Here is a 13,387-nt window from a genome sequence, read left to right as displayed (position 1 = left end):
AACACAACGATATCAATCGATTGAAGGAGAAAAGAGATACGCCTATTCCGCCCGTTCGATGCGGATGACCTGCGGCTTGTCGGTCAGATGATCGTCCCTGGTGATGCCGTCGACTGCCTTGCGGACCGCCGCTTCCGTCGTCTCGTGGGTGACGAGGATCACCGTCTTCTGCAAGGCGGTATCCGGCCCGGCGGCGTGCTGCACGATCGATTCCAGCGAAATGTCGTTGTCGGCCATGCGCTTGGCGATGGCGGCAAAGACGCCGATGCGGTCATGCACGGTCAGCCGGATGAAATAGCCGCCCGCATGGCTGCGCATCTGCGCCTTCTTGTACGGCCGCAATTCCTTCGCCGGCAGGCCGAAGACCGGACCGTGCTGGAAGCCGGGCCGGCTCTTGGCAATGTCGGCAATGTCGCCGACCACCGCCGATGCGGTGGCGTTGCCGCCGGCACCGGGACCGGAGAGCAAAAGCTCGCCAAGGATATCGGTTTCGATGGCCACCGCATTGGTGACGCCGTGCACCTGCGCGATGACCGAGGCCGTCGGCACCATGGTCGGGTGCACGCGCTGTTCGATACCGCTTTCCGTGCGCTGGGCGACGCCGAGCAGCTTTATCCGGTAGCCGAGGTCGCCGGCCGCGCGGATGTCGGCCTGGCTGATGTTGGAAATGCCTTCCATATAGATGTCGTTGGCGGCAATCCTCGTGCCGAAGGCAAGGCTGGTCAGGATCGACAGCTTGTGCGCGGTATCGTGGCCCTCGATGTCGAAGGTCGGGTCGGCCTCGGCATAGCCAAGCCGCTGCGCATCTTTCAGACAGTCGTCGAACGACAGGCCCTCGGCTTCCATGCGGGTCAGGATATAGTTGCAGGTGCCGTTGAGGATGCCGAAGACGCGGGTCACCGAATTGCCGGCCATCGCCTCGCGCATCGTCTTGATGACCGGAATGCCGCCCGCCACCGCCGCCTCGTAATTGAGCAGAACACCCTTCTTCTCGGCGGTCTCGGCCAGCGCCACGCCATGCTTGGCGAGCAGCGCCTTGTTGGCGGTGACGACGTGGCGGCCGGCTTCAAGCGCCGCTTTCACCGATGAATGCGACGGCCCTTCGTCGCCGCCGATCAGTTCGACGAAGACATCGATCTCGGCGGTCTGCGCCATTGCTACCGGATCGTCGAACCACTTGGCCGCGCCGAGATCGACGCCGCGGTCGCGTTTGGGATCGCGGGCCGAAACGGCCGATACGACGACCTCGCGGCCGCATTGCCGAGTCAGTTCCGCCGCCTTGTCGCGCAGCACGCGCGCCACCGAAGCGCCGACAGTGCCGAGACCGGCGATTCCAACACGCAACGCTTCAGCCATGTCCGGCGACGCCCCTCAAGAATTTGGTCGATGTGATCTGTGGCAACTCAACGATGCGCGGCGAGCGGCACCACATTGTTGGGCTGTTTGGCGCTGGACGCCAGGAAGCGCTTGATGTTGCGCGCCGCCTGCCGGATCCGGTGCTCGTTCTCGACCAGCGCGATGCGGACATGGTCGTCGCCATGCTCGCCGAAGCCGACGCCCGGCGCCACCGCCACGTCGGCGTGCTCGATCAGAAGCTTGGAGAATTCGAGCGAGCCGAGATGCTTGAACGGCTCCGGGATCGGCGCCCAGGCGAACATCGACGCCGCCGGCGCCGGGACGACCCAGCCGGCGCGGCTGAAGGCGTCGACCATGACGTCGCGGCGCTTGTGGTAGATGTCGCGCACTTCCGCGATATCGGCGCCGTCGCCGTTGAGCGCGTGCGCCGCCGCCACCTGGATCGGCGTGAAGGCGCCGTAGTCCAGATAGGATTTCACCCGCGTCAGCGCCGAGATCAGCCGCTCGTTGCCGACGGCAAAACCCATGCGCCAGCCGGGCATCGAAAAGGTCTTCGACATCGAGGTGAACTCGACCGCCACGTCGATCGCGCCCGGCACCTGCAGCACCGAGGGCGGCGGATTGCCGTCGAAATAGATTTCCGAATAGGCAAGGTCAGACAGGATGATGATGTCGTTCTTCTTGGCGAAGGACACCACCTCCTTGTAGAAATCGAGCGAGGCGACCTGCGCCGTCGGGTTCGACGGATAATTGAGGATCAACGCCAGCGGCTTCGGGATCGAATGGCGGATGCCGCGCTCCAGCGCCGGAATGAAGCCGTCGTCCGGTTCCACCTGCAACGAGCGGATGACGCCGCCAGACATGATGAAGCCGAAAGCGTGGATCGGATAGGTCGGATTTGGGCACAGGATCACGTCGCCGGGCGCGGTGATCGCCTGCGCCATATTGGCGAAGCCCTCCTTCGAGCCCAGCGTCGCCACCACTTGCGTGTCCGGGTCGAGTTTCACGCCGAAACGGCGGGCATAGTAATTGGCCTGGGCGCGGCGCAGGCCCGGAATGCCGCGCGACGATGAATAGCGGTGCGTGCGCGGGTCGCGCACGACCTCGCACAATTTGTCGACGATGGCCTTGGGCGTCGGCAGGTCCGGATTGCCCATGCCAAGGTCGATGATGTCGGCGCCGCGCGATCGGGCACTGGCCTTCAGCCGGTTGACCTGCTCGAAGACGTAGGGCGGAAGCCGGCGGACCTTGTGAAATTCTTCCATGTCGTTTCCAGTGGTGGGTTCAATTCCAGACGGTCAAAGTGGTTTTGGCAAAGGTGGTTGTCGGTCGCGCGATATAATCCTATTTGCAGGTAGGGTCGAGGGCGGGATCGCATTTGGCTTCGATCTGCTTCAGCGCATCGGCGCCGTGCTGCTTCGCCAATGTGTTCAGCGCCGCCGGGTTCGCGACCTTGACCGCGCCGCCCTTTGAGCCCTGCGCCTGTGCCTCCGCCTTCAACTGGGCGAGCTTGGCGTTCTTTTCCGCCTCGGTGAATTGCTCCGCCGCCGCCTGCGGCGGGATATTCAGGTTCGGATAGGTGCCGGTGTTCTTCGGCCCGTCGGTAGCCGCGACAGGCGTGGCGCCCTCGATGTTGGTGCTCGAACAGCCGGCGATCGCCAAAAAGACGACCGCCGCGCCTGTGCGGCAAAAACGACCAGTGCCAGAAAAAACAGTTTTGCCAGTATCAGTCGTCATATTGTTTCCCGGGCAGCCAAGATAGAGCGCGTTGGACCCTGTTGGATGTGCCATGATACTATGTCAAGAAAACGCTTCGGGAGGAACCCCGCGAACCATGTCCAAAACACCCGATTCGGGCAAAGCGGAAGATGACCGGCCTTCGACCGTCGAGCAATATCTGGTCAAGGATCCGGAGCGCTTCGCCTTGAACATGGCGCGCATGATCGAGCAGGCCGGCAAGGCGGCTTCCGCATGGGCCGAGCCGCGCGAAAAAGGCGAGGTGCGCGATCATGTCGCCGAGCCGGTCGTCGATATGGTGAAAACCTTCTCCAAGCTCAGCGAATACTGGCTTTCCGATCCGCAGCGCGCGCTGGAGGCGCAAACGCGGCTGTTCTCCGGCTACATGACCGTCTGGGCCAACTCCATCCAGCGCCTCAGCGACGGCGGCGAAGACGCCGAAGGCGCGTTCAAGCCCGAGCCCGGCGACAAGCGTTTCCAGGACCCGGAATGGGGCCGCAACGCTTTCTTCGATTTCCTCAAGCAGGCCTATCTCGTCACCTCGCGCTGGGCGAACGACCTGGTCGAACACGCCGATGGCCTGGACGAGCACACCCGCCACAAGGCCGGTTTCTACGTCAAGCAGGTGTCCAACGCCATTTCGCCGTCGAATTTCATCCTGACCAACCCGGAACTGTTTCGCGAGACCATCGCCTCGAATGGCGAAAACCTGGTGCGCGGCATGAAGATGCTGGCCGAGGACATCGCCGCCGGCAAGGGCGACCTGAAACTGAGGCAGGCCGACTATTCGTCCTTCGAGATCGGCAAGAACCTGGCCACGACACCCGGCAAGGTGGTGGGCCGCAGCGACGTCGCCGAGATCCTGCAATATGATCCGGCGACCGAGACCGTGCTCAAGCGGCCGCTGCTGATCTGTCCGCCATGGATCAACAAATTCTACATTCTCGATCTCAACCCGCAAAAATCCTTCATCCGCTGGGCGGTCGAGCAGGGCCACACCGTCTTCGTCATCTCCTGGATCAACCCGGACGAGCGGCACGGCACCAAGAGCTGGGAGGCCTATATCAGAGAGGGCCTGCAATACGGCCTGGACACGATCGAAAAGGCCACCGGCGAACAGGACGTCAACGCCGTCGGCTATTGCGTCGGCGGCACGTTGCTGGCAGCCGCCCTGGCGCTTTTGGCGCAGGAGGGCGACCACCGCATCAAATCGGCCACCTTCTTCACCACGCAGGTCGATTTCACCCATGCCGGCGACCTGAAAGTGTTCGTCGACGAGGAGCAGGTCGCGGCCGTCGAAAAGGCGATGAACGAGAAAGGCTATCTCGACGGCACCAAGATGGCGACCGCCTTCAACATGCTGCGCTCGGGCGACCTGATCTGGCCCTATGTCGTCAACAACTACATGCGCGGCAAGGATCCCCTGCCCTTCGACCTGCTCTACTGGAACGCCGATTCGACCCGCATGGCCGCAGCCAACCATTCCTTCTACCTGCGCAATTGCTATCTCGAGAACAGACTTTCGCAAGGCGAGATGGAACTGGCGGGCCACGTCGTATCGCTGAAGGATGTCACCATCCCGGTCTATAACCTCGCCTCCAAGGAAGACCATATCGCGCCGGCGCTTTCGGTGTTCCTCGGTTCGAAATATTTCGGCGGCGAGGTCGACTACGTCCTGGCCGGCTCCGGCCACATCGCCGGCGTCGTCAATCCGCCGGCAGCGCAGAAATATCACTACTGGACCGGCGGCAAGCCAACCGGCGACTTCAACGAGTGGCTCGCCAAGGCCACCAACCATCCCGGCTCCTGGTGGTCGCACTGGCAACGCTGGGTCGAAGCCAGGGACGACACCCGCGTGCCGGCCCGCAAACCCGGCAAGCACATAAAAACCCTCGGCGATGCGCCAGGCACCTATGTCAAGGTGCGTGTGTAACCTTCTGTAATGTGTGGTGAGTTGACGCGCCGGTAAAAGAGGGCGAAATGGTGTCGTCAACCCTTAAGCACTCCCGATTCTTCTCTAGCCGTCGAATTATTCTGGGGCTTGCGGATTTGACACAGGTCTCGTTTCCGTTCGGGGGCAAGGGTTTATTGCGGCGAGACGTTTCGGTGCCGCCAATGAAGTACCGACCGGACATCGAGGGGGAATTTGGTTTTGAAATCAGCAGGATCGCGCCTCGCGAAGGGAGAAAGCCGCGCCATTGCGGCCGCGCTTTTCTCCGTGCTCCTGGCGTCCTGCACCTCGGCCGGCGACCCATCCCTGTCCGTCGGCATGCCCGGCTACAATGCCTCGGCTACGGACACAACCTCCGGCAGCCAACAGGTCACCACTGATTCATCGTCGCAGATGACGACTTCACAAATGACGATGACCGCCAAGGGCGACGCAAGCCTTCCCGAGCAGGTCGCTCATGTGCCAGCGGCCAAGCCGGGGGCGCAGGCCTCCCAGGGAAGCGCCAAATCGGATGCCGGCTTCCCCGTCCCGGCCAAAGCGGGCGCAGAGACGGCTGCAGGCCAGACGCCGCAGCCACAGGCGGCGCAGACGGTTGAACAGGCCGACGCTGCTGCGCAGAAGACTGAAACCGCCGATGCCGGCACGGCCGCGCCGAAGTCAAAGGCCGAGGCCGCCGCGCCGGCGATGAACAACCCGGTCTATGTGACCGCCGCTGAGCCGCAGGCCTATGCGCCGAAGAAGAAGGGGTTCCTCGCCTCTTTGTTCAGCACGCCTGCCTCGGCAGCACCTGCCCCGCAGGCCAGCAACAGGTCGGGCGAGCAGCCGCCGGCGGCGCAGCCCAAGGCCGCTCAGCCCAAGGCGGCGGCAAAACCCGCCATCACCCTGGCCTCGGCCAAATCGGCTGAAAAGCCGGTGCAACTGGCTTCGCTCGGCGATACCAGCCGTTTCACCGATGACGCGCTGCCTGGCGTGCGCAAGACCGCGCTTTTCGAGATCAAGCGCAAATCCGGCCTCGACGACGACAGCGACGTCGATCTGAATGAGGATGAAGGCGGCGCCTATCAGGTGGCATACGCTCCCGGTCTTGCCCGGCTGGCGCCCAACGGTCTTTTGAAGCAGACCGAGAATGTCGACGTTGCCTGCCTGAAACCTTCGCTGGTCCGCGTGCTGAAGACGATCGAGGGCCACTACGGCAAGAAGATGATCGTCACCTCCGGCTATCGTGATCCGGCCCGCAACCGCCGCGCCAACGGCGCCAAGAATTCGCTGCACATGTATTGCGCCGCCGCCGACATCCAGGTTCCAGGCGTCTCGAAAGCGCAATTGGCAAGCTACATCCGCAGCATGCCCGGGCGCGGCGGCGTCGGCACCTACTGCCATACCGAATCCGTTCACATCGACGTCGGTCCCGAGCGCGACTGGAACTGGCGCTGCCGTCGGCGGCGGTAACGGCTGGTTCTCCCTCTCGTCCATGCAATGCCCGCACTGTGCTGTCTCAGCACGGCACGCGTTGCTGCGTCGAACCCGGGCAAATCGCCGAAAATGCGCGGTTTTGCGGTCACCGAAAAAAGTTGTCGCAGGTAGCGGCAGACGGGTTGCCGGTTTGGTGCAACGCAACTATAAGCGCTCACATCTGAGCGCGCCCATCGTCTAGCGGTCAGGACACCGCCCTTTCACGGCGGTAACAGGGGTTCGATTCCCCTTGGGCGTACCAGATAAAGTCAAGCTGGCTGCTTCCCCCATCCTGCCACGTCGATTCCAGGTCAAATAACTGTCGGCAAACGCTGGCGGACTTTCCCGCTATTTCCATTCAAACCTGTCGGTCGGCTCAAGGCTGGATTGAAACGTTTGGCGAAGGGCCGCCAGAGCCGCCGTTTTCCCATTCAGATAGGCATCGAAGAACGACACTGCTGCGTCTTGTACAACGCGCGTGTAGCGGGTCTCTTCCTCGGGGCCGTGGGCGTGTGGCCCGTGCTTCAGGCCGGAAAACGCATTGTGGCCAGCACCGTCGAGAACGAGCAGATATTGATGAGGGATGGTCAGCGCTTCGTAAGGAAGGGTCCGCTGTATCGGATCGAATTCCTTGTTGCCGGGCACCGCATTGCCATCTTTCGTCCCCGTGATGTGAAACAGCGGGATACTGATATCGCGGTAAAGGGCGGCCAAGTCGCCGCCCTGGATGGGTATGTTCGGGCTCATGACCAAGCCAGCGCGAATTCCTGGCTCCTTGAACGACCACTGCCCGCCCGGGCCCATTCTCTGCCCTGCTGCAACCATCGTCGAGACGCCTCCATAAGAGTGTCCGGCCATGCCGATGCGTGTCAAATCCAGGCGGCCGGCGAGCCGCCCCTCGCCGTTCATGCGCGCAAGCTCGCGCAGGGCAAAGGGCACGTCCTGAAATCGCGCGCGCGCAGCATTGGCGTCCCACATGGCTTCACGAAGCAATCGGTAGACTTCCGCAAGGGAGTTTTCCTGTTGCCAGATCGAACTGTCCGTCCCGGTATGCTGCAGGTGCACCGCCACGTAACCACTTTCCGCCAGGCGCCGTCCGAGGTAAGGCATCGCCTCGCGCGATCCGCCAATGCCATGCGACACAAGGATCACCGGGTAAGCGCCGGAGAGGGAAGCGGGGGCATAAAGCCGGTACGGCACCGAACGGCTGCGCGATTCGTCGCGAAAGGCGCCGTCAATGACAGTATATCCCGAAGGTGTATCATCCACGGTTTCGTTCATCCGCCAGCCTCTCAGGAACGTATGCTCGAAAGCCTCTATTGTTCGCCCGGTTCCTTGACCCGCTGGGCCGAAAGCATTAAGGCAACTACAGGTGGAATCCACATCCAAGACATCTATTGCCCGCTAGGTACGTGCTATGGTGGTGTTTGAAACAAGCGCTCACTATTACCGCTTCTTTGCCAACGAGTCTCGTCGTGGCGGCTCTCCCCTCTATGAAAAGCTGTCGCTTGGGATTGCGGACAATGTCGCGCTGCAGCGCCTGGCGGCGGGGCGCAGGAAGGGTCAGCCGGCGGCGAACCTTGTCTTCGGCGCGGTACAGTATCTCCTGCTCGGCGGCGTCGACCATCCTCTTAGGGAATATTATCCGAGTCTGGGCGGAACGCGGCCGGCCGACGATCGCGCATTCGAACTTTTCGCCGCTTTTTGCGGTGCCCACGAAGCCGAACTCGTCGACATCATCGCGAAGCGCGCCACCAACACCAACGAGGCTGGCCGCAGCGCGCTGCTGCTGCCCGCATTCGATCTGGTTGCGCGCGAAGCCGCCTCTCCCCTTGGCCTCGTCGAGATCGGATCCAGCGCCGGCCTGAACCTGAACTTCGACAGCTATGGATATCGGTATACGGACGGGAACGGCGCTCCGAAGCTGGAGCGGTGGACCGATGCGGATTTCGTCCTTTCCTGCATCCTTGAAGGGCCTGGCGTGCCTGTTTTGGGGATGTTCCCGCCCCCCGTTTCATCGAGGATCGGCCTCGAACTTTATCCGACCGATGTTCGGGATGAAAATGAACGCCGGTGGCTCAAGGCGCTTGTCTGGCCCGAGCGCATTGACCGGCTTACAAAACTGGATGGCGCCTTGAAGGTCGCCGCCGCGCATCCGCCCCGGATCAGAGGCGGCGACGCCGTGCTGAACCTGGCCTCTGCGCTGGCGGAGATTCCGCCTTACCAAGCCCGGTGCGTGTATCACACGATAATGGGCTATCAGCTTTCCGGCGATCAACACCGACGCATAAACGATATCCTGTTGGAGGCGAGCAAGACGGCGCCGGTCTGGCGCGTCACTGTGGAGGGCGAGGTCGCACACCCCAACCCCACTGAGACGTTCAATCCTCTAAAGGTCAGCAGATACTTCAATGGCGAGCGCAGGGTAAAAACGCTCGCGATCTGCGATCCGCATGGGCTATCGATGGAGTGGAAAAGTTAGCAGGTCGACGGGTTTACCCAGCCATTCCTGTCCTTGACCAGATGCAAAACGCGATGCGCTTTACTCTAAGGTGTCCACATCATCGGCGATGGATAAACGGTCGCGCGGCAGAGGCACTCGCAACTGGTTGCGGTTGGACAAGGCCTTGGCAAAGTCCGGTTTGAGCGTCAGCGCCTCGTCGAAGCTGGCGAGTGCCTCATCAATGCGCCCCAACGCCCGCAGCGTCACCCCCCGATTGTTCATTGCCTGCACGAAATCGGGTTTCACCCCGATGGCTTTCTCGTAGCACGCGAGAGCCTCGTCATACCGTTTCAGGCCGCGCAAGGCATGCCCCCTGTTGTTGTACGCAGTTGCGGCTTTCGGATTGATCTCAGTGGCGCGAGCCAGGTAAGTGTCCGCTGCCTGATACCGACCGGCCTGAAGACATAGAACGCCCAACAGATAATTAGCGTCGTAATGCCGGGGATTTGCTGCCAGTACCTGCAGATAAATCCTCTGGGCATCCAAAAATTGCTTGCTCCGATGGCATTGCAAGGCACGCGCAAATTGCTCCTCAATACGCCTAGCCGCCACAAGCTCGTCCAGAAGCCGGCGCGCCTCCAGATTGCTCGGTTCAGTTTCGAGCACCTGCCTGCAACCGCGCTCAGCCAGTTGGAACTTCCCCTCCTGACGCAGCTTTCGCACCGACGAAATCACCGAGGGAAGGCTTCTTCGATCCAGCCTGTTTCCGCGGCTGTTGGTGGAGTCGATCCGGACACCCTCGACAAGCCGCTCCTTCGATCCGAAACTGTACTTGTACGAAAAATCTCCAGTGCCAAGGTCGTAAGTCCTGAGGCCGTTTTGAATTGCCCAACGGATGCTGTAGGCGTGAAGCACCAAGCCGGGTGGAGGCTTCCGAATTGCGAGATTGCGGCTGACGAGGAAACAGACGAGTGAACCCTTTGACCTGTCGATAAACGCAATGTGTACTCCTAATGGAGTATCGCCTTTCCACAATACGGGCGCGAACAGCACACCCGCCTTGTGGCATTCAAGTAACATATGGCGGCAGTTGGTAATAACACCCTGAGCATAGACGCGGCTTTTGACCTCCCACTGCGCAAGCCAAAGTTGACAGAAAACCTCCAGGTCGCTTTGGATTGTCTCGAAGTCTGCCAAACTTATCCGGTATTCTCCGCTATTTTCGACCTGACGAAGAAAATGGCGGACATCACGACGGGTTTTCGAGCCAAGGTTGCCATCCAGGAATTCGTCCCAATCGGCTGGCAAATCGACATACATATAGATGTCATGATTTATATTTTCGCCTGTTCGGGTTGTATGGCGACGTCGTTCAATCTTTTCTTTCACAAAATCGTTGTCAGAAAAGCTTCCAAGCAGCATTTGACGGCGCCTGGCCGATATCGAAATGTCGTCGCAGTGTAACGTTGTCCAATTCAGCGCCTGCAGGCGATCGGCGAACAATGAAACGACTTGCTCTTCGAATTCGGGAACGCAGATGAAGCCCGTATAGGTGGCGAAATACGAGCCGGCCATCCTTATGCTGCTATAAAACCCCGCCTGCTCATCAAGCCCGGTGACGAGTTGCAAAGGGAAGAAGGCGACATACTCGTTCGACCCGGGAGACCGCGCGGCCAAAATCACCCAATTTGGGCGTCGCAGCCAATTCGACATCCATGGCCACGACAGGAAGAAGTTCGCCTCCGGATCGGAGTCATATATCCGGTCCCAATTCTCTCTCAGTGGCTCCAACGCTTCGAATTTGTCGACCATATCGATTTGCATGCGCTGACCATCACTGAAGTGCCTTATCCAGCGTTGCGGTTATCTTTGCCGCTTTCTCTGACGCCTGAGACTGCGCGTCAAAACATGTCCCACCAGTTCTTCATACTTGATCCCATGCAGGGCGGCCGAACGATAGACCGCCGAGGCCGGCGCCATGTTGCAGGCGATGTTCACTTCGATGAAAACGGTCCGCCGCGTGTCGGGATCATAACGGAAGTCGAAGCGGGCATAGTCGAATGGCGACATCTCGGCCACCATTCGTGCGGTTGCCTCCGAAACCTCTTCAGCTCCCGGTCCGTCGTAAGGAGCGGACTTGTAGGAACTGTTGAGCCCTCGCTTTGCTTCATTGGTCAGAACATTGTCGCCAGGGCGGCCGCTCTCCTCGAAAACCGCCAATGAACCCGGGGGGAAGCCCTCGACGATTGGAACCGTCAGATTGAGGCCCGGCACAAACTCTTCTGCAATGAATTCACGGCCGCCGTGACGCGGATCCGAGATGGTTGTCAGCGCATCCCGCCAATCCGCTTCATTCTCGACCTTTACAATTGCGTCGGAAGCGATACCCCCCCGCGGCTTGACAATCCACGAACCAGGCAGGCTGAATTTGTCATTGCTGACCTCACCGGGCTGCATGATCCTGTGCTTGGCGACATCGAGCCCCAGGGAAGCAGCCAGTTGCTTGGCCAATACCTTGTCTTCCGAGACCGCCCGACTTGACGCCGATGCGCCGAGACACGGGACGCCACGATAGGCGGCGATTGCCGGCGCCAGGAGCTCGTGACCATCGAATATCGCATGCGAGTGAATGGCATAGAGGAAATCGAAGTCGAGAGGCCCGAACAGCACCTCGTGCTCGCTCGCCGGCGTGACCCTGAAACCCAGCCCGCGCAGCGTTTCGAGCATGATGGCATGGTAGACGACGTGGTAGCCGTACTTGGCCCTGCGCTCCGGGCTGGAGTCGAGGGCATGACGCGCCAAAAACAGCACATGCGTTTGCGCCAGCTCTTCCGCCGATGGGGTCAACAGGTATTCCAACGTCGGCATTTATGAGCCTGATGTGTTCAAAACGCTTTCCTTCCCATGCTTGCATCATGGCTTGAGCCGGTCAAGCAGACCACGGGCAATATTTTGGGTGGCGTTGAAGGTCGAAATGGTACAGATCCAGACTGGGATGCTGGCCGCACTGCCCGGTGAAGAAACGCAGGAGCAGTTCGGGGCGCCTGGCTGTCCTTTGACGGGAGTCAAAGCCCCAGCTCGAATGTAAAAGCCTGCTTGCTTCCGAGAAAATTCCCCAGGGCCTGGATAGCGTCTATCGTATGCTGGGCATTGTCTATGCGAGCCCACCTATTTTTCTCTGCATTGGTCCTGATGGCGCCTCGGTAGACATAGAAAGGAAGAGGAGACTCATCCAGTTTTTCTCTATACTGCAAGGATGCGATGTTTTTCAACGAGAGCATAATAGCGTCAAGGTATCGCCCTGCCCTCACTTCATCCCCTGTCCGCTGCGCCATCTCGAATGCATAAGCCAGCCCCTCGGTATAAACTCCGTCCGAGGACGCGTGCGGAAGGCCGTACTGAGGGGTTGCTGGATTGAAGAATCGTCCAATCCTGTACGACCGGTCCTGAAGTTCAAGCAATTTGTCGTTCAGAGTAAACACCGCCTCGGCGAATTTATCGGCTTTCGTCAACTCATATAGATGCCGATAAGCGATGGTGTGCCAAGGCACGTATGCCGGGTAATAATTATCTGCGATATTGCGGACATATTCCTCTAAATAGAATTCTGCACTGCGCGCCGCTTCGTCGAAATAACGGGTTAATCCAGTCCGGATATAATATTCGAGCAAAGCAACCAGCGCTTCCCCTGAATAAAATGTTAAGAGGTATTTTGCGTCGAAGGAATAATTCGGCTCCTTTAGCCAAGGGCGAAAGGACCCGTCTGCATTCTGGAGCGCAAGGATGCCCTCCGCGGCCGCACTGGCCTTTGACTGGAACTGTTCAAAATGAGGACTTGCCGCGAATGTGCGAAGCAGCATCGCATTTGCCCCGAGCTTTGACTTGCCATCATATTCAATATAACCAATACCACCCTCCTCCCGATACCATGTATTCATGATGAATGACAAATTCCGGCGATGAACAGGGCGAAGCGAGAGATTTCCTACGCTCATTTCCGCCAACGTGCGCGATGACATAAGCTGTCTTAGTTCATTGTTTTTTTCAGATCTCTCGCCCGTATACGGATTGATACTGTAGGTAAACAGGCCCTTTTTTCCAATATTGCGGATTATCCAGGCTTCCGCCAAATCTCGGATCCTTGCCATCTCCTCCGGCAACGACACGATCGTCCGCAGTTCGGGAGACCGTTCGGCCCGATGAAAGTTCGTCTTCGGCATGAGGCGTTTGGAGGTTCGAATCCGGTGGGCGGACATGGTTTCGCCGAGATTGATCGAGTTTTTGGCTGCTCTTCAACCGTCGACTGTAATGGCAGGGTCTATGCGGTGGCAACGGCCTCGGCTGTAGGGCCGGGCTCCAAATGAGCGTAGAGAGCCGTGAAGATCCTGGTTTGTCGCTGCAATTGAAGGGCCGGTCTGCGACGAAGAGATCGGAAGAGCACACGTCTG

The 13,387-nt window shown here is 59.9% G+C and carries 10 protein-coding genes and 1 tRNA gene; 4 read left to right on the top strand and 7 right to left on the bottom strand.

All coding sequences use genetic code 11. The features are described from left to right. Positions 1–42: 42 nt before the first annotated feature. From X738_RS66300 to X738_RS66290, 3 genes are all read right to left on the bottom strand, one after another. The gene (locus X738_RS66300) at positions 43–1,356 is read right to left on the bottom strand and encodes a homoserine dehydrogenase (protein WP_023801038.1); all 1,314 of its coding nucleotides are present in this window, start codon (positions 1,354–1,356) and stop codon (positions 43–45) included. A 47-nt stretch (positions 1,357–1,403) separates the two neighbouring features. After that, the gene (locus X738_RS66295; protein WP_023801037.1) at positions 1,404–2,621 is read right to left on the bottom strand and encodes an LL-diaminopimelate aminotransferase; all 1,218 of its coding nucleotides are present in this window, start codon (positions 2,619–2,621) and stop codon (positions 1,404–1,406) included. Between the two features lie 79 nt (positions 2,622–2,700). Further along, positions 2,701–3,018 carry a hypothetical protein gene (locus X738_RS66290; RefSeq protein WP_306454973.1) on the bottom strand — a complete coding sequence of 106 codons (318 nt, stop codon included), beginning with the start codon at positions 3,016–3,018 and terminating at the stop codon, positions 2,701–2,703. Positions 3,019–3,190: 172 nt separating this feature from the next. On the opposite strand from X738_RS66290, the gene X738_RS66285 reads away from it, so the two are divergent. The 3 genes from X738_RS66285 to X738_RS66275 all read left to right on the top strand — a co-directional run bounded on the left by X738_RS66285 (position 3,191) and on the right by X738_RS66275 (position 6,758). Next, complete coding sequence (locus tag X738_RS66285; RefSeq protein WP_023801035.1) at positions 3,191–5,026, top strand: PHA/PHB synthase family protein; 1,836 nt, start codon at positions 3,191–3,193, stop codon at positions 5,024–5,026. 213 nt (positions 5,027–5,239) lie between these two features. Then, positions 5,240–6,493, top strand: a complete 1,254-nt coding sequence (locus X738_RS66280) for a D-Ala-D-Ala carboxypeptidase family metallohydrolase (RefSeq protein ID WP_023801034.1) — start codon at positions 5,240–5,242, stop codon at positions 6,491–6,493. 190 nt (positions 6,494–6,683) lie between these two features. After that, a tRNA-Glu gene (locus tag X738_RS66275) sits at positions 6,684–6,758 on the top strand. Between the two features lie 86 nt (positions 6,759–6,844). Here the strand turns inward: X738_RS66275 and X738_RS0142495 are convergent. Next, positions 6,845–7,777: an alpha/beta hydrolase family protein gene (locus X738_RS0142495; protein WP_023801033.1), complete on the bottom strand. Its 933-nt coding sequence runs from the start codon at positions 7,775–7,777 to the stop codon at positions 6,845–6,847. A gap of 136 nt (positions 7,778–7,913) precedes the next feature. Between X738_RS0142495 and X738_RS0142490 the strand changes: the two genes are divergently transcribed. After that, positions 7,914–8,978: a DUF2332 domain-containing protein gene (locus tag X738_RS0142490; protein ID WP_023801032.1), complete on the top strand. Its 1,065-nt coding sequence runs from the start codon at positions 7,914–7,916 to the stop codon at positions 8,976–8,978. Between the two features lie 60 nt (positions 8,979–9,038). On the opposite strand, the gene X738_RS66270 is transcribed toward X738_RS0142490, so the two are convergent. The 3 genes from X738_RS66270 to X738_RS66260 all read right to left on the bottom strand — a co-directional run bounded on the left by X738_RS66270 (position 9,039) and on the right by X738_RS66260 (position 13,195). Then, the gene (locus X738_RS66270; protein WP_210163892.1) at positions 9,039–10,751 is read right to left on the bottom strand and encodes a GNAT family N-acetyltransferase; all 1,713 of its coding nucleotides are present in this window, start codon (positions 10,749–10,751) and stop codon (positions 9,039–9,041) included. A gap of 51 nt (positions 10,752–10,802) precedes the next feature. After that, entirely contained in the window at positions 10,803–11,786 is a 984-nt protein-coding gene (locus X738_RS66265) for a hypothetical protein (RefSeq protein ID WP_198032856.1), read from the bottom strand. Positions 11,787–12,004: 218 nt separating this feature from the next. Continuing rightward, positions 12,005–13,195, bottom strand: a complete 1,191-nt coding sequence (locus tag X738_RS66260; protein ID WP_023801029.1) for a hypothetical protein — start codon at positions 13,193–13,195, stop codon at positions 12,005–12,007. Between the last annotated feature and the right edge of the window lie 192 nt (positions 13,196–13,387).

It is taken from the genome of Mesorhizobium sp. L48C026A00 (assembly GCF_000502375.1).
In the GTDB taxonomy this organism is placed as follows: Bacteria; Pseudomonadota; Alphaproteobacteria; order Rhizobiales; family Rhizobiaceae; genus Mesorhizobium; species Mesorhizobium muleiense.
This window is presented reverse-complemented; position numbering and strand designations above follow the sequence as displayed.

Bases quoted from the DNA above. Each gene is read 5' to 3' on its own strand.
- X738_RS0142495 (WP_023801033.1), bottom strand. From the start codon at position 7,777: ATGAACGAAACCGTGGATGATACACCTTCGGGATATACTGTCATTGAC.
- X738_RS66285 (WP_023801035.1), top strand. From the start codon at position 3,191: ATGTCCAAAACACCCGATTCGGGCAAAGCGGAAGATGACCGGCCTTCG.
- X738_RS66295 (WP_023801037.1), bottom strand. From the start codon at position 2,621: ATGGAAGAATTTCACAAGGTCCGCCGGCTTCCGCCCTACGTCTTCGAG.
- X738_RS66300 (WP_023801038.1), bottom strand. From the start codon at position 1,356: ATGGCTGAAGCGTTGCGTGTTGGAATCGCCGGTCTCGGCACTGTCGGC.
- X738_RS0142490 (WP_023801032.1), top strand. From the start codon at position 7,914: ATGGTGGTGTTTGAAACAAGCGCTCACTATTACCGCTTCTTTGCCAAC.
- X738_RS66270 (WP_210163892.1), bottom strand. From the start codon at position 10,751: ATGGTCGACAAATTCGAAGCGTTGGAGCCACTGAGAGAGAATTGGGAC.
- X738_RS66260 (WP_023801029.1), bottom strand. From the start codon at position 13,195: ATGTCCGCCCACCGGATTCGAACCTCCAAACGCCTCATGCCGAAGACG.